This window comes from Paraburkholderia aromaticivorans, from assembly GCF_002278075.1.
Classification (GTDB): Bacteria; Pseudomonadota; Gammaproteobacteria; order Burkholderiales; family Burkholderiaceae; genus Paraburkholderia; species Paraburkholderia aromaticivorans.
Genome location: NZ_CP022989.1, coordinates 2,416,967 through 2,434,139, shown reverse-complemented (window position 1 = coordinate 2,434,139; position 17,173 = coordinate 2,416,967). Strand labels below are relative to the sequence as shown.

At 62.5% G+C, this 17,173-nt stretch carries 16 protein-coding genes and 1 tRNA gene; 2 read left to right on the top strand and 15 right to left on the bottom strand.

What is annotated here, in order from left to right; translation table 11 throughout:
• Positions 1 to 43: 43 nt before the first annotated feature.
• From pheS to CJU94_RS11120, 11 genes are all read right to left on the bottom strand, one after another.
• Positions 44 to 1,057, bottom strand: coding sequence for a phenylalanine--tRNA ligase subunit alpha (gene pheS, locus CJU94_RS11175; protein ID WP_007181117.1), 1,014 nt, complete (start codon positions 1,055 to 1,057; stop codon positions 44 to 46).
• A 158-nt stretch (positions 1,058 to 1,215) separates the two neighbouring features.
• A complete protein-coding gene (gene rplT / locus CJU94_RS11170; protein WP_006052502.1) occupies positions 1,216 to 1,575 on the bottom strand; it encodes a 50S ribosomal protein L20 in 360 nt (119 codons plus the stop codon).
• A 29-nt stretch (positions 1,576 to 1,604) separates the two neighbouring features.
• Complete coding sequence (rpmI, locus tag CJU94_RS11165; protein WP_006052501.1) at positions 1,605 to 1,802, bottom strand: 50S ribosomal protein L35; 198 nt, start codon at positions 1,800 to 1,802, stop codon at positions 1,605 to 1,607.
• Between the two features lie 252 nt (positions 1,803 to 2,054).
• Positions 2,055 to 2,579: a translation initiation factor IF-3 gene (gene infC / locus CJU94_RS11160; RefSeq protein ID WP_073430551.1), complete on the bottom strand. Its 525-nt coding sequence runs from the start codon at positions 2,577 to 2,579 to the stop codon at positions 2,055 to 2,057.
• Between the two features lie 49 nt (positions 2,580 to 2,628).
• Entirely contained in the window at positions 2,629 to 4,536 is a 1,908-nt protein-coding gene (gene thrS, locus CJU94_RS11155; protein WP_095418736.1) for a threonine--tRNA ligase, read from the bottom strand.
• Between the two features lie 252 nt (positions 4,537 to 4,788).
• Positions 4,789 to 4,865 (bottom strand) — tRNA-Val (locus tag CJU94_RS11145).
• A 131-nt stretch (positions 4,866 to 4,996) separates the two neighbouring features.
• Positions 4,997 to 7,240, bottom strand: a complete 2,244-nt coding sequence (locus CJU94_RS11140; RefSeq protein ID WP_095418735.1) for a RelA/SpoT family protein — start codon at positions 7,238 to 7,240, stop codon at positions 4,997 to 4,999.
• Between the two features lie 60 nt (positions 7,241 to 7,300).
• Positions 7,301 to 7,654 (bottom strand): RidA family protein, encoded by a 354-nt coding sequence (locus tag CJU94_RS11135; protein WP_095418734.1) that lies wholly within the window; start codon positions 7,652 to 7,654, stop codon positions 7,301 to 7,303.
• 83 nt (positions 7,655 to 7,737) lie between these two features.
• Positions 7,738 to 8,652, bottom strand: a complete 915-nt coding sequence (locus tag CJU94_RS11130) for an alpha/beta fold hydrolase (RefSeq protein WP_095418733.1) — start codon at positions 8,650 to 8,652, stop codon at positions 7,738 to 7,740.
• 278 nt (positions 8,653 to 8,930) lie between these two features.
• Positions 8,931 to 9,572 (bottom strand): CoA transferase subunit B, encoded by a 642-nt coding sequence (locus CJU94_RS11125; RefSeq protein WP_095418732.1) that lies wholly within the window; start codon positions 9,570 to 9,572, stop codon positions 8,931 to 8,933.
• A 2-nt stretch (positions 9,573 to 9,574) separates the two neighbouring features.
• On the bottom strand, positions 9,575 to 10,279 hold the full coding sequence (locus CJU94_RS11120) for a CoA transferase subunit A (RefSeq protein ID WP_095418731.1): 705 nt from the start codon (positions 10,277 to 10,279) through the stop codon (positions 9,575 to 9,577).
• Positions 10,280 to 10,523: 244 nt separating this feature from the next.
• Between CJU94_RS11120 and CJU94_RS11115 the strand changes: the two genes are divergently transcribed.
• On the top strand, positions 10,524 to 11,069 hold the full coding sequence (locus CJU94_RS11115) for a LuxR C-terminal-related transcriptional regulator (RefSeq protein ID WP_095418730.1): 546 nt from the start codon (positions 10,524 to 10,526) through the stop codon (positions 11,067 to 11,069).
• 44 nt (positions 11,070 to 11,113) lie between these two features.
• Here CJU94_RS11115 and CJU94_RS11110 read toward each other — a convergent pair whose 3' ends face one another.
• A complete protein-coding gene (locus tag CJU94_RS11110) occupies positions 11,114 to 11,545 on the bottom strand; it encodes an acyl-CoA thioesterase (protein WP_095418729.1) in 432 nt (143 codons plus the stop codon).
• A 186-nt stretch (positions 11,546 to 11,731) separates the two neighbouring features.
• Positions 11,732 to 12,508, bottom strand: coding sequence for an SDR family oxidoreductase (locus CJU94_RS11105; RefSeq protein WP_095418728.1), 777 nt, complete (start codon positions 12,506 to 12,508; stop codon positions 11,732 to 11,734).
• Positions 12,509 to 12,697: 189 nt separating this feature from the next.
• On the opposite strand from CJU94_RS11105, the gene CJU94_RS11100 reads away from it, so the two are divergent.
• Positions 12,698 to 14,371 (top strand): electron transfer flavoprotein-ubiquinone oxidoreductase, encoded by a 1,674-nt coding sequence (locus tag CJU94_RS11100; RefSeq protein WP_095418727.1) that lies wholly within the window; start codon positions 12,698 to 12,700, stop codon positions 14,369 to 14,371.
• A gap of 63 nt (positions 14,372 to 14,434) precedes the next feature.
• Here CJU94_RS11100 and CJU94_RS11095 read toward each other — a convergent pair whose 3' ends face one another.
• Both CJU94_RS11095 and aroC read right to left on the bottom strand, forming a co-directional pair.
• On the bottom strand, positions 14,435 to 15,913 hold the full coding sequence (locus CJU94_RS11095; RefSeq protein ID WP_095418726.1) for a tetratricopeptide repeat protein: 1,479 nt from the start codon (positions 15,911 to 15,913) through the stop codon (positions 14,435 to 14,437).
• A 51-nt stretch (positions 15,914 to 15,964) separates the two neighbouring features.
• On the bottom strand, positions 15,965 to 17,065 hold the full coding sequence (aroC, locus tag CJU94_RS11090; RefSeq protein WP_095418725.1) for a chorismate synthase: 1,101 nt from the start codon (positions 17,063 to 17,065) through the stop codon (positions 15,965 to 15,967).
• Positions 17,066 to 17,173 lie beyond the last annotated feature (108 nt).

The window sequence follows — 17,173 nt, the reverse complement described above, 5'->3', positions numbered from 1 at the left end:
TGCGTTGCCGCGCTCTATGCTTGTCGCGTTCGTACGCGCCGGTTCACGCGAATTGACGCAGGAAACGCAGGTCGTTTTCGAAGAACAGACGCAGGTCTTGCACACCGTAACGCAACATGGTGAGCCGCTCGAGGCCGCTGCCGAAAGCAAAGCCGATGTAACGCTCCGGGTCGAGGCCCATGTTGCGGATCACCGTGGGGTGAACCTGGCCCGAGCCCGAAATTTCGAGCCACTTGCCGGCGTTCTTGCCCGTTTCGAACAACATGTCGATCTCGGCCGACGGTTCGGTGAACGGAAAATACGACGGACGGAAGCGCACGAGAATGTCGTCGCGCTCGAAGAATTTCTTGAGGAAGTCGGTGTAGACGCCCTTCAGATCCGCGAAGCTGATGTTCTCGTCGATCCACAGGCCTTCGACCTGGTTGAACATCGGCGAATGCGTTGCGTCGCTGTCCACCCGGTACGTGCGGCCGGGCACGATCACCTTGATAGGCGGCGTGTTAGTGCGCGCGTAGCGAACCTGCATCGGGCTGGTATGCGTGCGCAACAGCAGTTGGCGGCCGTCGGCATCTTTGCCGTCGACGTAAAAAGTGTCCTGCATGGAACGCGCCGGATGATTCTCCGGGCTGTTCAGCGAGGTGAAGTTGTACCAGTCGGTTTCGATTTCGGGGCCGTCGGCCACGTCGAAACCGATCGTACGGAAAATCTGTTCGACGCGCTCCCATGTGCGCATCACCGGGTGCAGGCTGCCTGCGCCGGTGCCGCGGCCGGGCAGCGTGACGTCGATGGCTTCAGCGGCGAGGCGCTGGTTCAGCAACGCGTCGGCCAGCGCCTGACGGCGGGCCGTCAACGCGGCTTCCACTTGTTGCTTGACGAGGTTGATCCGTGCGCCTTCGGTCTTGCGCGTTTCGGGATCGAGTTTGCCAAGGCCCTTCAACAGCTCGGTCAGCGCACCCGATTTGCCGAGAAAGCGGGCTTTCTCGTTCTCGAGGGTGGTGACGTCGGAGGCTTCTGCGAAGGCTTTTTGCGCGTCGGCGACAATCTGGTCCAGATCCATTGATCCCATCATTTCAACGTCAGTGTTCAATCGAAGCAAAACTGGTTCTACCAACAAAAACGGGGCTCGGTGAGGAGCCCCGTTTTTGCTGCAACGTCACCGAGACTACCGGATGTTCGCTGCAACGAACCACGCAGTTTTAATTGCCAAAAGCGCAATCAGGCTGCAACGGCGGCTTTCACCTGCTGAACGATCGCAGCAAAAGCAGCCTTGTCGAACACAGCCATGTCGGCCAGCACCTTGCGGTCGAGTTCGATCGAAGCCTTCTTCAGGCCGTTGATGAACACGCTGTACGTCATGTCGTGCTGACGCACCGCCGCATTGATACGCGTGATCCACAATGCACGGAACACACGCTTCTTGTTGCGGCGATCGCGGTAGGCGTATTGGCCTGCGCGCATGACCGCCTGCTTGGCGATGCGATAGACGTTATTGCGACGGCCGCGGTAACCCTTGGCCAGCTTGATGATCTTCTTGTGACGGGCCCGTGCGGTAACCCCACGTTTTACTCGAGGCATGTTTCGCTCCTATGAGTTTCGGTTAAGGGTTAAGCGAACGGCAGCATTGCGCGTACGGAGTTCAGATCGGAATCATGAACTGCCGTCGAACCGCGCAGATGGCGTTTGTTCTTGGTGGTTTTCTTGGTAAGAATGTGGCGCTTGAAGGCTTGACCGCGCTTGACGGTACCGCCCGGACGCACCACGAAGCGCTTTGCAGCACTCTTCTTGGTCTTCATCTTCGGCATGACAACTCCATTATTAGATGGATATGGGTGTGCGGTCGGCCAGTTGGCCATCACCCGCCCTTCGAAACCCACTCCACTTGGTATGCAGACCGCCTGAACCGCCGGCAGCCGCTATTCAGGAAGCAACGCGCGCTTATGCTTACACGCGCCGTTCCGAAACCTGCCGATACGGCACCGGACACCCGGCACCGCACCGTTTCGATCCTGCACAACCGGAGCGCACGCCACACGGCGCGCCGCTGCTCCAGCCGGTTACTTCTTTTTCTTCGGAGCGAGCACCATGATCATCTGGCGCCCTTCCATTTTCGGCATCTGCTCGACCTGACCGACTTCGTCGAGGTCCGTGCGCAGCCGCTCGAGCATGCGCATACCGATTTCCTGGTGAGCCATTTCGCGGCCACGGAAACGCAACGTGATTTTCGTCTTGTCGCCGTCTTCGAGGAAGCGGATGAGGTTGCGCAGCTTGACGTTGTAATCGCCGTCGTCGGTACCCGGGCGGAACTTGACTTCCTTAACCTGGATGACCTTCTGCTTGAGCTTGGCCTCGTGTTGCTTCTTCGCTTCCTGGTACTTGAACTTGCCGTAGTCCATCAAGCGGCAAACTGGCGGGACCGCTTGCGGAGCGATTTCAACCAGATCCACGTCTTGCTGTTCCGACATGCGGAACGCATCAGCGAGCTTCACGATGCCGAGGGGTTCGTTCTCGACTCCGACCAGACGCACCTCGGGTGCCGTAATTTCACCGTTGATGCGGTGCGCAGACTTATCAGTAGCGATGTTACGTTTCCTCTAAAAATTAAAAAAACGAGCCGGGCTGCCAAGTGGCTCAATTGAACGACTGCACGTCCTGGCGCAGACGCTCAATGAAGGCGTCGAGGGGCATCACACCCAGATCAACACCACCACGGGCACGCACGGCTACCGTTTGGGCTTCACGCTCTTTGTCGCCGACCACAAGCAGGTACGGCACCTTCTCCAGCGTGTGCTCGCGTATTTTATAGCTAATCTTCTCGTTGCGCAAATCGGCCTCTACTCTAACCCCTTGTTTTTGCAACGATTGGGCTAGAGACTGCGCATATTCGGTCTGACTTTCGGCGATATTCATCACCACGACCTGCATTGGCGCGAGCCAGGCAGGCATTGCCCCAGCATGGTGCTCAATCAGAATGCCGAGGAAACGCTCCATTGATCCGACGATTGCCCGATGCAGCATGATCGGACGGCGGCGGCTATTGTCTTCAGCAACGTATTCCGCGCCGAGGCGCTCCGGCAGCACCATATCGAGTTGCAACGTACCGCATTGCCACGAGCGGCCGAGTGCGTCCTTGATGTGATATTCGACCTTCGGGCCGTAGAACGCGCCCTCGCCCGGCAACTCTTCCCACGTCACGCCGCAGGCCGTCAGCGCTTCGCGCAGCCCCTGCTCCGCGCGATCCCACGTCTCGTCCGTACCGGCACGCGCGTCAGGGCGCAGCGACAGCTTGATCTCGACATTGTCGAAGCCGAAGTCCTTGTACACGCTCATTGCCAGCGTGTTGAAGGCGATCGATTCGCTGATGAACTGGTCTTCGGTACAGAAAATGTGGGCGTCGTCCTGCACGAAACCGCGCACTCGCATCAGCCCATGCAACGCGCCCGACGATTCATTGCGGTGGCACGAGCCGAATTCCGCGTAACGCAGCGGCAGATCGCGATACGAGCGCAGACCGTGGTTGAACACCTGCACGTGACCCGGGCAATTCATCGGCTTGATCGCGTAGTCGCGCTTTTCCGACTCCGTCGTGAACATGTTTTCACGATAGTTCTGCCAGTGGCCCGACGCTTCCCAGAGCGAGCGGTCCATGATCATCGGCGTCTTGATTTCGAGGTAGCCCGCGTCGTTCACGCGACGGCGCATGTACTGCTCGACCTGCTGCCACAGCGTCCAGCCACGCGGATGCCAGAACACCATGCCCGGCGATTCGTCCTGCATGTGGAACAGATCGAGTTGCTTGCCGAGCTTGCGGTGGTCGCGCTTTTCCGCTTCTTCGAGCATGTGCAGGTACGCTTCCTGGTCTTCCTTCTTCGTCCAGGCCGTACCGTAGATGCGCTGCAACTGTTCGTTCTTCGAATCGCCGCGCCAGTAGGCGCCTGCCACCTTCATCAGCTTGAAGACTTTCAGCTTGCCGGTGGACGGCACGTGCGGCCCACGGCACAGATCCGTGAAGCCGCCATGCGAGTACAGCTTGATCTCGTCGGTCGCGGGAATCGATTCGATGATCTCGGCCTTGTACTTTTCGCCGATGCTCTTGAAGTAGTCCACCGCTTCGTCGCGCGATACCACGCGGCGCGACACCGGCTCGTCTTTCTTCGCGAGTTCCTGCATGCGCTTTTCGATCTTCTCGAGATCTTCCGGCGTGAAGGGACGGTTGTACGCGAAGTCGTAGTAAAAGCCGTTGTCGATCACCGGACCGATCGTGACCTGCGCTTCGGGGTACAGATCCTTCACCGCGTACGCGAGCAAGTGCGCCGCGGAGTGGCGAATGATATCGAGACCGTCTGCGTCTTTCTCGGTGACGATGGCGAGTGCCACGTCGTGATCGATCAGCGCGGACGTATCGACGAGCTCACCGTCGATCTTGCCGCCGAGCGCGGCTTTCGCGAGGCCGGGGCCGATCGAGGCGGCCACTTCGGCGACGGTCACCGGATGCTCGTACTGTCGAACAGAACCGTCAGGCAGACGTATCGAAACCATTGCGTTCTCCGTGGTGCCGACCGGCGGCGGCACATGCAACCATCAAATAAGCCAAAAAAAAATGCGGCCCCGCTTTCGAGGGGCCGCATTCACATTTCCTGCAAACTACATTGGCGAAAGTGGTCCTCGACTAGCGTCGCTCCGAAGTGGTTTCGGTCAACGTTCGCGGTGTCATAACCGTATTCGCCTTTTGCGCCTAAGGCGCTTACTGCAGCTTGCGAAACCCCGGCAAAACCGGAATTTCTCTTTCGTTGGTAGGCTCGATTGGACTCGAACCAACGACCCCCACCATGTCAAGGTGGTGCTCTAACCAGCTGAGCTACGAGCCTGAAGAAACGAGATTATATGGAGCCCCACACCGCTTGGCAAGTACTTTTATGCGCCGACTTTAAATATCTACTCACGAACTCGCGCGCGTCGGCAGAACGTCCCCGCCGACACGCACCGCATCGCGCTTGCGTCAACTCTTGCGAGATGCGCGCACCACGCCCGTTACTTCGCCAAGCAGCGTACACGCGCGCTGAATCTGCGCCGCGCTCGATACCTCGACGGTGAATTGCATGAACGCCGCGTTGCGGCGCGTCTGCGTCTTCACGCCGATCACATTCATTTTTTCGCGCGCGAACACTTCGGAAATATCACGCAGCAGACCTTGCCGATCCGTTGCCTCGATCGACAGATCGACCGGATAGACCGACTGGCCACGCCCGCTCATCACCTCCGCCGACCATGCCGTCTGCAACACTCGCTCAGGCGCGCGCTCGGCCATGCGCAGGAACGTCGCGCAATCGCTGCGGTGAATCGACATGCCCTTGCCGCGCGTGACAAAGCCGCAGATATCGTCGGGCGGCGCGGGCCGGCAGCAGCGCGCGAGTTGTGTGAGCAACGCGTCGACACCGACCACCAGCACGCCGGTGGACGCACCGCGCGCCACGCTCGCGCCGCTACTGCGCTTCTCGAATTGTTCCGGCGCTTCGACCACGGGCTCCGGCGGCGGCGCATCGTGCAGCGCCTGCTCGACGAGCCGCAAGCTGAACTCTTCCTTGCCCACCACCGAGAACAGATCGTCGGTGGTCTTGAAGCCGAGCTTGGCCGCGAGCTGATCCAGATTCACCGACGTCTTGCCTTCGCGCTGCAAGGTCTTTTCGACCATTGCACGGCCACTTGCGATATGTTCCTGCACTTCAACCGCGTTGAACCATGCGCGCACTTTTTGCCGCGCACGCGGACTTTGCAGATAGCCGAGTTGCGGGTTCAGCCAGTCGCGCGACGGACCGCCTTCCTTGACCGCGACGATCTCGACCGTCTGACCGTTCTGCAGCGGCGTGTTGAGCGGCACCATCGCGCCATCCACGCGCGCGCCGCGACAGCGATGCCCCACTTCGCTATGCAGGTGATATGCGAAATCGACAGGCGTCGCACCGTGCGGCAATGGAATCACGCGCGCCTGCGGCGTCAGCACATAGATGTGGTCGTCGTCGAGCGTAGCCTGGCGCAGTTGTTCCCACGGCTGCGCCGCGCGCTTCTCGCCGTGCTCGCCCTCCGAGACCTCGTCTTTCCACGCGAGCAATTGCCGCAGCCAGGCAATCTTCTCGTCGTACTTCTCGTTGGCGGCGAACTGGCCGCCGTACCCGCGCGTGCCCGCTTCCTTGTAGCGCCAGTGCGCGGCCACGCCGTATTCGGCGAACTGATGCATTTCCTGGGTGCGGATCTGCACTTCGAAAGCGCGGCCGTCGTCGCCGATCACGACCGTGTGCAACGACTTGTAGCCGTTCGGTTTCGGCCGCGAAATATAGTCGTCGAATTCTTTCGGCACCGGCTGCCACAGGTTGTGCACGATACCGAGCACCGTGTAGCAATCCTTGATGTCCGGCACGATCACGCGAAATGCGCGCACGTCGTAGAGCTCGGCGAAGTCGAGCTCCTTGCCACGCATCTTGCGCCAGATGCTGTAGATGTGTTTCGGCCTGCCGCTCACCTCTGCGCGAATATGCGCCGCGGCCAATTCCTTTTGCAACCGTTCGATAGCCTGCGCGACATAGCTTTCGCGCTCGACGCGCTTCTCGTCGAGCAGCTTGGCAATACGTTTATATGTGACCGGCTCTTCGAAGCGCAGCGCGAGATCTTCGAGCTCCCACTTCAGCTGCCAGATGCCCAGACGGTTGGCGAGAGGCGCGTAGATATCGAGCGTTTCGCGCGCCACGTCCGGCGAGGGCGTGATCTTCGCCGCCGCGTAATAGCGCAGCGACTGCAGGCGCGACGCGAGCCGGATCAACACCACCCGGATATCTTGCGCGAACGCGAGCAGCATCTTGCGCAGCGCCTCGACCTGTGCGCGACGCGCGGCCTGGGCGTCGCGTCCGGCTTCGGGCATGGCGTTCTGCGCAGCCCGCAGGCTCACCGTGCCAAGGCGCAGCAACTTGCGCACGTCGCCGACCAGTTGCGCGACTTCTTCGCCGAAGTTGTCGGCAATCAAGCGCTCCGGGTCCTGCAGATGCGGCGTCAGCGCAAACAGCGCCGCCGCCAGCACCGCCGGCGGGTCGACGTTGAGCTTGCGCATGATCGACGCCGTACCGGCCGCGTGATCCGCCAGCATTTCGCCCGATGAGAGCCGCACCTCGCCCGCATGTTCACGCACGAACGCCATCGCTTCGTCAAAAGAAGGAAGGGGGTGCGGCGTGCTCGTAACGATTTCGGTATTCATGGTGCGATGGCCCACCGGGCCGGACGAATCAACGGAATTTCAACAGCGCATGCTGCCGGCTTAGCTACGCTGCGCAGCGACCACGACGACTTCGACGAGGCACTTCGGATTGGCGAGCTTCGCTTCGACGGTAGCGCGCGGCGGCGTCGCGCCTTGTGCGACCCACTCGTCCCACACGGCGTTCATGCCGGCGAAATGCGCCATGTCCGAGATAAAGATCTGCACCGACAGCAAGTGCGACTTGTCGCTGTTCACTTCGCCCAGCAGACGGTCGATGTGGCCGAGCACTTCGCGCGTCTGGCCCGTGATGTCCTGATCCGCGTCTTCGGCGATCTGGCCCGCGAGGTACACCGTGCCGTTGTGAACGGCGATTTCCGAGAGGCGCTTGCCGACGTGGTGACGAATGACTGCCATGAAGGATCCTGAGGTTGGTTGAAAGTTGATCGGAGATGCGTTCCGCATTGCGCCCCGCCAGGGACGCCGGGCGGAACTGTCTATTATGACGCGTCAGCGGCCGGTCCGATAAAGAACTGCCTCGCGAGGTCGATTTGATCGGCCGACAGAAACGCCGGCGCATGCCCGACGCCGGCGATCTCCGCGCTCGATACGGCGCGCCCGGTCTCGACCATCTTCGTGACCGTGTCACGCGAGAGCAGGTCGGATTGTTCGCCGCGCACCACCAGCACCGGCCCCTGGAAAGAAGCCAGCGAATGCCATAACGCGGCTTCACCGAGTCTGGCTGCTTCCTCGGTGGTCGCGGTGAAGGGCTGCGCGATACGCGGGTCGTAGCGGAAGAGCCACGCGCCGTCCTGCTCGTGCAGAAGCGGCGTGTTGATTTCACGCCATTCTTCCGGCGTGAGCGGGCCGAACGACTGCGCGAGCAAGGCGGCGTAGTCGATGCCTTGCTGCAGCGTTTCGAAACGCACGGGCTTGCCGAGATAATCGCCGATGCGCTGCACGGCGGCCGGTTCCAGATGCGGACCGACGTCGTTCAACAGCATCTTGCGAATCGGCGTTTCCGGCAGGCCGGCGAGTCCGAGGCCGATCAGGCCGCCCATCGAGGTGCCGAACCAGTCGACCGTTTCGACATTCAGGCGCGCAATGAGCGTGACCATGTCGGCGACGTACTGCGGCACCGTGTAGAAGTTGGGGTTGGCGAGCCACGATGACAAGCCCCGTCCCACAACATCCGGACAAACCACGCGGTAAGTGCCGGCGAATTCCTGCGCGAGACGGTCGAAATCGCGCCCTGAACGGGTCAGGCCGTGCACGCACAACAGCACGCGCGGATTGGCCGGGTCGCCCCACTCGGTGTAGGCGACGCGGTGCAAGCCGCCGGCGCTCGCGCACTGCACATAGCGTTGGCGCGGCGCGGGCCGCCCGGCGGTGGAAGCGGACGTGGTTGCGGTCATCTGGGTTCCTTGCAAGAGCGCTGCGGGTTCGGCCTGGGCATGGCAGGAGCGGTAAGCGTCCAATCTTCAAACGATTGTAAACCGCTTTGCCGCGCGGCAAGAATCGGCCAGACGGCATAGGACGGCTCAGAACGGCTATCGGCCAGACAAACAAAAGCGGGCGAGACTCACGCCTCGCCCGCCCAGGAACCACCGTGCCGCCGCCTGCCGCGAGGACAGGTCACCGACAGCCTATACAACGGCTGCAGGCCGCTTTGGACGGCCTCACAGCAACTCGTTCAGCCCACCGCGCTCACATCGAGCGGCGCGCCCGTCTTCGCCTTGATTTCCTCGACACTCACACCCGGCGCCAGTTCAGTCACCTTCAGACCGTCTTCCGTGACTTCGATCACGCCGAGGTCGGTGATGATCTGATCGACCACACCCACACCCGTGAGCGGCAGCGTGCATTCTTCGAGAATCTTGTGCTGGTCGCCCTTGGCGACGTGTTCCATCAGCACGACCACGCGCTTGACGCCCGCGACCAGATCCATCGCGCCGCCCATGCCCTTGATCATCTTGCCCGGGATCATCCAGTTGGCCAGATCGCCCTTCTTGCTGATCTGCATCGCGCCGAGAATCGCCAGGTTGATATGGCCGCCGCGAATCATCGCGAACGAGTCCGCCGACGAAAAAATCGACGAACCCGGCAGCGTGGTCACCGTCTGCTTGCCGGCGTTGATGAGGTCGGCGTCCACTTCCTCTTCGGTCGGCGACGGGCCGATGCCGAGCAGGCCGTTTTCCGACTGCAGCCATACTTCGACGCCCGCCGGCACGTGATTGGCCACCAGCGTCGGCAAGCCGATGCCGAGGTTCACATAGAAGCCGTCCTGCAATTCCTTCGCCGCTCGCGCGGCCATTTCGTCACGAGTCCATGCCATGATCAGTCTCCTTTCGCGCGGACGACGCGTTGTTCGATGCGTTTTTCCGGATGCGCATTGAGCACGATGCGCTGCACGAAGATGCCTGGCGTATGGATCGCGTCCGGATCGAGTTCGCCCACTTCGACGATTTCTTCGACTTCCGCGACGGTGATCTTGCCGGCCATCGCGCACATCGGGTTGAAGTTGCGCGCGGTGCGGCGGTAAATCAGGTTGCCCGATCTGTCGGCCTTCCAGGCTTTGACCAGCGCGACGTCGGCTGTCAGCGAGTGTTCGAGCACGTAGTGGTTTTCGCCGAACTGGCGGGTTTCCTTGCCTTCGGCGATCAGCGTGCCGTAGCCGGTATTGGTGAAGAACGCCGGAATGCCCGAACCGCCCGCGCGCAGCTTCTCGGCGAGCGTGCCTTGCGGCGTGAATTCGAGCTCGAGTTCGCCGGCCAGATACTGGCGCTCGAACTCCTTGTTCTCGCCGACATACGACGAGATCATCTTCTTGACCTGACGCGTTTCGAGCAGCAGACCCAGGCCGAAACCGTCGACACCCGCGTTGTTGCTGATGCAGGTGATGCCCTGCACGTTCGAATCGCGCAGCGCGCCGATCAGCGCCTCGGGAATGCCGCACAGCCCGAAGCCGCCGACGGCAAACGTCTGCCCGTCCTTGACGATGTCTTTCAGCGCCTCGGCGGCGCCTGGATAGACTTTGTTCATCAGTATGTCCCTTCCTCTATGGAAATCCGAAACCGGATCGTTGCGGCTCGTATGACGTTGCGCGGGCTCGAGCCCGACACGTCATTCTAGTCATCCCCGGCGGGCTGCGCGCCCAGGTTTCCCCGCGCACCGTGCAAACGCCCGCCGCGGACGGCTTCGCCGCGTTATCGTGTGGTCGAAAGAGTACGCTGGGCGCGCCATGCGGCACAATACGCAAAAATACATAAGTACTTGCCGCCCGCCCATGCCCGCACTGGATTACCAAACCGCGTTCCACCTCGCTCCGATCGGACTCGTGCTGTCGCGCGAGCGGACTATCGAAGACTGCAATGACGAGCTCGCGTCGATCTTCGGCTGCACGCGCGAGTCGCTGCTCGGCCAGTCGTTCCAGGTGCTGTACCCGTCCGCGGACGAATTCGAGCGCATCGGCGCGCGCATTCCGCCCATCATGACCGCGCAAGGCAGCTACGCGGACGACCGCATCATGAAGCGGGCCAACGGCGAATTGTTCTGGTGCCACGTGACGGGCCGCGCGCAGGAACGCGCCGATGCGCACGCCGCGGGCGTCTGGACTTTCGAGGATTTGAGCGCGACGCGGCGCGTGGCGGTCGAACTGACGCCGCGCGAACGCGAAATCGCCGCGCAACTGGTGACGGGGAAAACCAGTAAGCAGATCGGCCGCGTGCTGGATATCAGCCCGCGCACGGTGGATGTCTACCGGGCGCGGCTGATGCGCAAATACGATACGGGTAATGCGACGGAGTTATTGCAGCGCCTGCTTGGGAACTGAAACCGGCGCTGACCGGCCCGCGCCGGGATCCGGCCTGGCGCCGTTCAGGCCGCTTTGACCAAGGCGGCGCGCTCGATGGTCGCACGCAGCAGATCCGGCACCGGTACCGACTTGCCGGCCGCGTAATCGATCCAGACGCAGCGCGCGGCGCCGCGCGCATACACGGTGTCAGGGTCGTCCGCACGCACCAGTTCGAACCCCGTGTCGAAGCTGCTGCGGCCGGGCGTGGCCACTGTCATCCGGCCGATCACGTCGCCGGGATAGTGCAGTTGCTTGAGAAACTCCATCGATGCATTGACGATCACCGGCCCGTGTCCGTCGGCGTTGCTGCCGGCCAGACCCAACTGCTCGAACCAGGAAATCCGCACCTGCTCCATGTAACGAAAATAGACCGTGTTGTTCACATGGCCGAAGGCGTCCATGTCGCCCCAGCGGATCGGCATCGACATCTCAAAAACAGCGTGAAAATCGCTCATCGTACTTCTTTATCGGGTTGAAACGAGGTTGAAGCCGGTACGCAGGCCGGCACAGAGAGAAACAGCAACATAGCGTGCGCGCTCATGCGGCGCCAAGGCCAGAGCGCGTAAAACAGTTTCTTCAAACGCACGCCAATCCGGCCTGCACAGGTTGCCGTGCGAGGGGCCGGTGGCGCGGTTTAGTGCTCAGGAGAGTCCGAATCCGTCATCGGCGGCGATCACCGAGCCGTTGATGAACTGCGATTCGTCGGCCGCCAGCAGGAGCAGGAGCCCGTCCAGGTCCTCCGGTTTGCCGACGCGATGACGCGGCAGCATCGACACGAGCTTCTGCCCTTGCTCGGTCGACCAGTGGTGATGGTTGATCTCGGTGTCGATATAGCCCGGGCAGATTGCATTCACGTTGATGCCATGCTTACCCCACTCCAGCGCCATGGCTTTGGTCATATGCACGACGGCCGCTTTGCTGATCGCGTACAGGCCGATCTGCGGCAGCACGCGCAAGCCCGCCATCGACGCGATATTGATGATCCGGTACGACGGTTTCTGCGCGCTGTTACCGCGCATGATCATGCGCTTGGCAACTTCCTGGGCGACGAAGAACGCGCCGCGGGTGTTGGTATCGAACACGTATTCGAAGTCGGCGGGCGTGACCTCGGAGAGCTTCTGTGTGGTCGACACGCCCGAATTGTTGACCAGAATGTCGATCGTGCCGGCCTCGGTTTCCGCATGCGCGACAGCCGATTTGATGCTCTGATAATCGGTCACGTCGAGCGACACGACATGCGCCGCGCCGCCGGATGCCTCGATCTCGGCGCGCAACTCCTTCAGCCGCTCGGTTCGCCGGCTCGCCAGCACGACCTTGGCACCCGCTTGCGACAACACTTGAGCAAAGCGTTTTCCCAACCCGCTCGAGGCGCCGGTGATCAGCGCAACCTTGCCTTCCAGATTAATCGAACGGCCCATTGTCGTTCCTTGTTCGGTTGTAATTGCAGATGCGGTTGACAGGTGCGGTAAGACCGACAGCGCAGGGTCGATACCGTATCACGTAAATAGAACGATCGTGCTAATGCCTGCTCATCCGGTTGCAGTGCGGGAGTGCATCGCCCACAATACGAACCCGAAAAAAGCATTCTAACGGTAAGAGGAGCATCAATGACCCCCGCAAGTCTCATTGAGCAGTACGGCCCGCGCGAGTCGATGGAATACGACGTCGTGATCGTCGGCGGCGGCCCGGCTGGGCTGTCCGCGGCGATTCGCCTGAAGCAGCTGGCGGCTGAAAAAGGCGCTGAAATTGGCGTGTGCGTACTGGAAAAAGGCTCGGAGATCGGGGCACATATCCTCTCGGGCGCGGTGATGGATCCGCGCGCCATGACCGAGCTGATTCCGGACTGGAAGGAAAAAGGCGCACCGCTGACCGTGGATGTGACCGAAGACAAATTCCTGTTCCTCACCGAAACGGGTTCGAAGAGCGTGCCGGTCTGGGCGCTGCCGGATAACTTCAGGAATCACGGCAATTACGTGATCAGTCTCGCGAACGTGACGCGCTGGCTGGGTCAGCAGGCGGAAGCACTGGGCGTCGAGATCTTCCCGGGTTTCCCGGCTGCCGAGATTCTCTATAACGACGACGGTTCGGTCAAAGGCGTCGCGACCGGCAATCTCGGCATCGGCAAGGATGGCCAGCCGACCGAGAACTTCCAGCTCGGCATGGAACTGCACGCGAAATACACGCTCTTCTGCGAAGGCGCGCGTGGGCACCTGGGCCGTCAACTGAACGAGCGGTTCAAGCTGCGCGAAGGCGTCGATCCGCAGGTCTACGGTATCGGCATCAAGGAACTGTGGGAAATCGATCCGTCGAAGCACCAGCCCGGTCTGGTGATGCACACCGCCGGCTGGCCGCTGGAGAACGACACCTACGGCGGCTCGTTCCTGTATCACATGGATAACAACCAGGTGGTGGTGGGCTTCGTGGTCGGGCTCGGCTATACCAATCCGTATCTGTCGCCGTTCGAGGAATTCCAGCGCTACAAGACGCATCCGGCGATCCGCGCGATTCTGGAAGGCGGCAAACGCGTGTCGTACGGCGCGCGGGCGATCACGGCGGGTGGCCTGATGTCGCTGCCGAAGCTGGTGTTCCCGGGCGGCGCACTGGTCGGCGACGATGCGGGCTTCCTGAACGCGTCGCGGATCAAGGGCTCGCATGCGGCGATCAAGACCGGCATGCTGGCCGCCGAAGCGGCATTTGAAGCCGTGCAGGCAGGCCGCACCAGCGATGAGCTCACCGCCTATCCGGAGAGCTTCAAGACCTCGTGGCTGCACACCGAACTGCATCGCGCGCGCAACTTCAAGCAGTGGATGAGCAAGGGCCTGTACCTCGGCACGCTGATGGTCGGCATCGAGCAGAAGCTGCTGGGCGGCAACGTGCCGTGGACGCTGCATCACCAGCATTCGGATCACGAGATGCTCAAGCCCGCGTCGCAATGCAAGCCGATCGTGTATCCGAAGCCGGATGGCAAGCTGACGTTCGACCGGCTCTCCTCGGTGTTCATCTCGAACACGAACCATGAAGAGAACCAGCCCGCTCACCTGACGCTGAAAGACCCTTCCGTGCCCGTGAACGTGAACTGGCAGACCTACGCGGGTCCTGAGTCGCGTTACTGCCCGGCAGCGGTGTATGAGTTCGTGAAGAACGACGACGGCAGCGAACGCCTCGTGATCAACGCGCAGAACTGCGTGCACTGCAAAACCTGCGATATCAAGGACCCGACGCAGAACATCGTGTGGGTCACGCCCGAAGGCGGCGGCGGTCCGAACTATCCGAACATGTGATCGGCGCCTCACGTGCCCTCACAGCGCCTGCCTCTACTTACCCGCGCTGCGAGGGCAACGCCCTCAACTCCGCCCCACCGCCTCGATCCGCTCCCGCACTTTCGCCACGACCGGCGCCCAGTCGCCGACGCGCGGCTGTCGAACCAGCTCAATCGAATCGTACCAGGCCGTTACCGGCGATTCATCGCCCCAGAACCAGGCGGAAACGTGATCGATCATCAGACAGGTCGGCACGCCGAGCGCCCCTGCGAGATGCGCGGGCCCGCTATCGATCGTGACCACCAGATCCAGATTCGCGAGCAACGCCGCGACGTCGTCGAAGCCGGACTGAAAATGGTGCGTGAGATCGACCACGTCGAGACCCCTGGCGCGCCACAGCGCGACCGTCTCTCCCCGTCCCGGCGACACAGCAAAATAGCTCACGCCCGGTACGTTCAGAAGCGGCTCGAATTGCCCGATAGGCAGCGAACGCCGCATATCGCGGATATGGTCCGGATTGCCGTTCCACACCAGACCGACCTTGCGATTGCCACGCGTGCCGGCCGTATGCGCTTCGACTCGCTCGCGCCATGCCCGCTCACGCGCCGGCTCGGCCGTCAGATACGGCGCGCCCCATCCTGTGGCGTCGACAATGCCGAGCCGCAGCGGCAAGCTCATCAGCCCGCAGTGAAAATCAGGCTGCGTCTCCAGACTCGTTTCGAGCGGCAAATCCGCGGGCAGCATCCGTTCGAATAGATGCCGCAGCGGACCGTCGTGACCGAAAATCACCCGGCCGCCTTCGCGCCGCGCGCGCTCGGCCAGCAACGGCAGAAAGCGTACCGCCCAGAGGCAATCGCCATTGCCTTGCTCGCCATAGACCACCAACGTCCTGCCGGCCAGCGATTCACCCTGCCAGGGCGCGCTGATCGCGGCGAGCGCCTGCTGCGCGTTGTTCAGTTCACCGCCGGCGAACGCGACGCGCGACTCGTAATGTGCCCAGCCATCGGCAAAACGCCCGCCGCGGATCTCGAGCTCCGACAGGTCGAACAACGCGTGGGCGTTCTGCGGCGAGAGCGTCAGGACTTGCCGCAGCAACGCCTCCGCCTCCGCGAACCGCGCCTGCTCCTTGATGCACAGCGCCAGCTTGTGAAGCGCCACCGGATTGCCGGGCACGACGCGCACGGCTTCGCGCAACAGCGACTCGGCGGTGGCGAAGTCGTCGCGCTGCTGCACTGCCGCCGCTCGCCAGATCAGCGCGTTGGCGTCTTCGGCATGGCGCGCGAGCAGCAGCCCGGTGGCGGAGTCGACCAGCGCCCAGTCGCGCAGCACGAAGGCGGTCTGCGCAATCGTGTGCAGAAGCGTGGGTTCGCAGGCGGGATCGAGCTGGTAGGCGCGCACCAGCGCAACCAGTGCCTCGCGTTGACCTGCCTTGTCGCGGCCCGCGTGTTGCAGCAGCGCCTCGCCGAAAGCGAAGCAGTCGCGAGCAGCGGCATCAGGCGCGGCGGCACGCGCGCGCAGGTCCGCGAGCCGGCTCGCTGCCGGCTCGGCGCTGAAATCAGTCATGAGAGACGACACTGCCCGGGTGCAACAGATAAAACGCGTGAACCAAGCCCGTTAAGGCGCGCTCGCCGCGATCCTGGGCGTGCTGACGGACACGTCGCCACATTGCGCGCGATGGCGCAGCGCATGGTCGATCAACACCAGCGCGAGCATCGATTCAGCGATCGGCGTGGCGCGAATGCCGACGCACGGGTCGTGCCGCCCGAACGTTTCGACGATAACCGGCTGCCCCGCCTTGTCGATCGAGCGGCGCGGCGTGCGAATGCTCGAAGTCGGCTTGATCGCAATCGACACCGTGATGTCCTGCCCGGTCGAAATGCCGCCGAGCACGCCGCCCGCGTGATTGCCGACGAAGCCCTCCGGCGTCAATTCGTCGCCGTGCACCGAGCCGCGTTGCGCGACGCTCGCAAAGCCCGCGCCGATCTCGACGCCCTTCACCGCATTGATGCCCATCATGGCGTGCGCGATATCCGCGTCGAGGCGGTCGAACAGCGGCTCGCCGAGACCGACCGGCACGCCGGACGCCACGACATTGATGCGCGCGCCGATCGAGTCGCCGTCCTTGCGCAGCGCGTCCATATACGCTTCCAGTTGCGGCACGATCTGCTCGTTGGGCACGAAGAACGGATTCTCACGCACGTGCGCCCAGTCGACGAACGGCACGTCGATCTCACCGAGCGCGGCCATATAGCCGCGAATCTCGGTGCCGAACTTCTCGCGCAGCCACTTTTTGGCGACCGCGCCCGCGGCCACCGTCGGCGCCGTCAGACGCGCCGACGAACGGCCGCCGCCGCGATAGTCGCGAATGCCGTACTTTTGCCAGTAGGTATAGTCGGCGTGGCCCGGACGGAAGGTGTCGGCGATGTTGCCGTAGTCCTTGCTGCGCTGGTCCGTGTTGCGGATCAACAGGGCGATCGGCGCGCCGGTAGTCTGGCCTTCGAACACGCCGGACAGGATCTCGACCTTGTCTTCTTCCTGGCGCTGCGTGACGTGCCGCGACGTGCCGGGCTTGCGGCGGTCGAGTTCCAGCTGGATGTCGGCTTCGTTGAGCGCCAGGCCCGGCGGGCAGCCGTCGATCACGCAGCCGATAGCGGGACCGTGCGATTCGCCGAAGGTCGTGACAGTGAAAAGCGTACCGAGCGTGTTGCCGGACATGGGCGTCGTCCAAAGAAATGCGGGGAAAGCGCTATTATGCCAGCCCCGTGGCGGCCGGACCGCACCGGGCAGCAGTTCCGACCGATCGACCGGTAAGCCCGCGCGGCC

Bases quoted from the DNA above. Each gene is read 5' to 3' on its own strand.
- pheS (WP_007181117.1), bottom strand. From the start codon at position 1,057: ATGGATCTGGACCAGATTGTCGCCGACGCGCAAAAAGCCTTCGCAGAA.
- rplT (WP_006052502.1), bottom strand. From the start codon at position 1,575: ATGCCTCGAGTAAAACGTGGGGTTACCGCACGGGCCCGTCACAAGAAG.
- rpmI (WP_006052501.1), bottom strand. From the start codon at position 1,802: ATGCCGAAGATGAAGACCAAGAAGAGTGCTGCAAAGCGCTTCGTGGTG.
- thrS (WP_095418736.1), bottom strand. From the start codon at position 4,536: ATGGTTTCGATACGTCTGCCTGACGGTTCTGTTCGACAGTACGAGCAT.
- CJU94_RS11140 (WP_095418735.1), bottom strand. From the start codon at position 7,240: ATGAATACCGAAATCGTTACGAGCACGCCGCACCCCCTTCCTTCTTTT.
- CJU94_RS11135 (WP_095418734.1), bottom strand. From the start codon at position 7,654: ATGGCAGTCATTCGTCACCACGTCGGCAAGCGCCTCTCGGAAATCGCC.
- CJU94_RS11130 (WP_095418733.1), bottom strand. From the start codon at position 8,652: ATGACCGCAACCACGTCCGCTTCCACCGCCGGGCGGCCCGCGCCGCGC.
- CJU94_RS11125 (WP_095418732.1), bottom strand. From the start codon at position 9,572: ATGGCATGGACTCGTGACGAAATGGCCGCGCGAGCGGCGAAGGAATTG.
- CJU94_RS11120 (WP_095418731.1), bottom strand. From the start codon at position 10,279: ATGAACAAAGTCTATCCAGGCGCCGCCGAGGCGCTGAAAGACATCGTC.
- CJU94_RS11115 (WP_095418730.1), top strand. From the start codon at position 10,524: ATGCCCGCACTGGATTACCAAACCGCGTTCCACCTCGCTCCGATCGGA.
- CJU94_RS11110 (WP_095418729.1), bottom strand. From the start codon at position 11,545: ATGAGCGATTTTCACGCTGTTTTTGAGATGTCGATGCCGATCCGCTGG.
- CJU94_RS11105 (WP_095418728.1), bottom strand. From the start codon at position 12,508: ATGGGCCGTTCGATTAATCTGGAAGGCAAGGTTGCGCTGATCACCGGC.
- CJU94_RS11100 (WP_095418727.1), top strand. From the start codon at position 12,698: ATGACCCCCGCAAGTCTCATTGAGCAGTACGGCCCGCGCGAGTCGATG.
- CJU94_RS11095 (WP_095418726.1), bottom strand. From the start codon at position 15,913: ATGACTGATTTCAGCGCCGAGCCGGCAGCGAGCCGGCTCGCGGACCTG.
- aroC (WP_095418725.1), bottom strand. From the start codon at position 17,065: ATGTCCGGCAACACGCTCGGTACGCTTTTCACTGTCACGACCTTCGGC.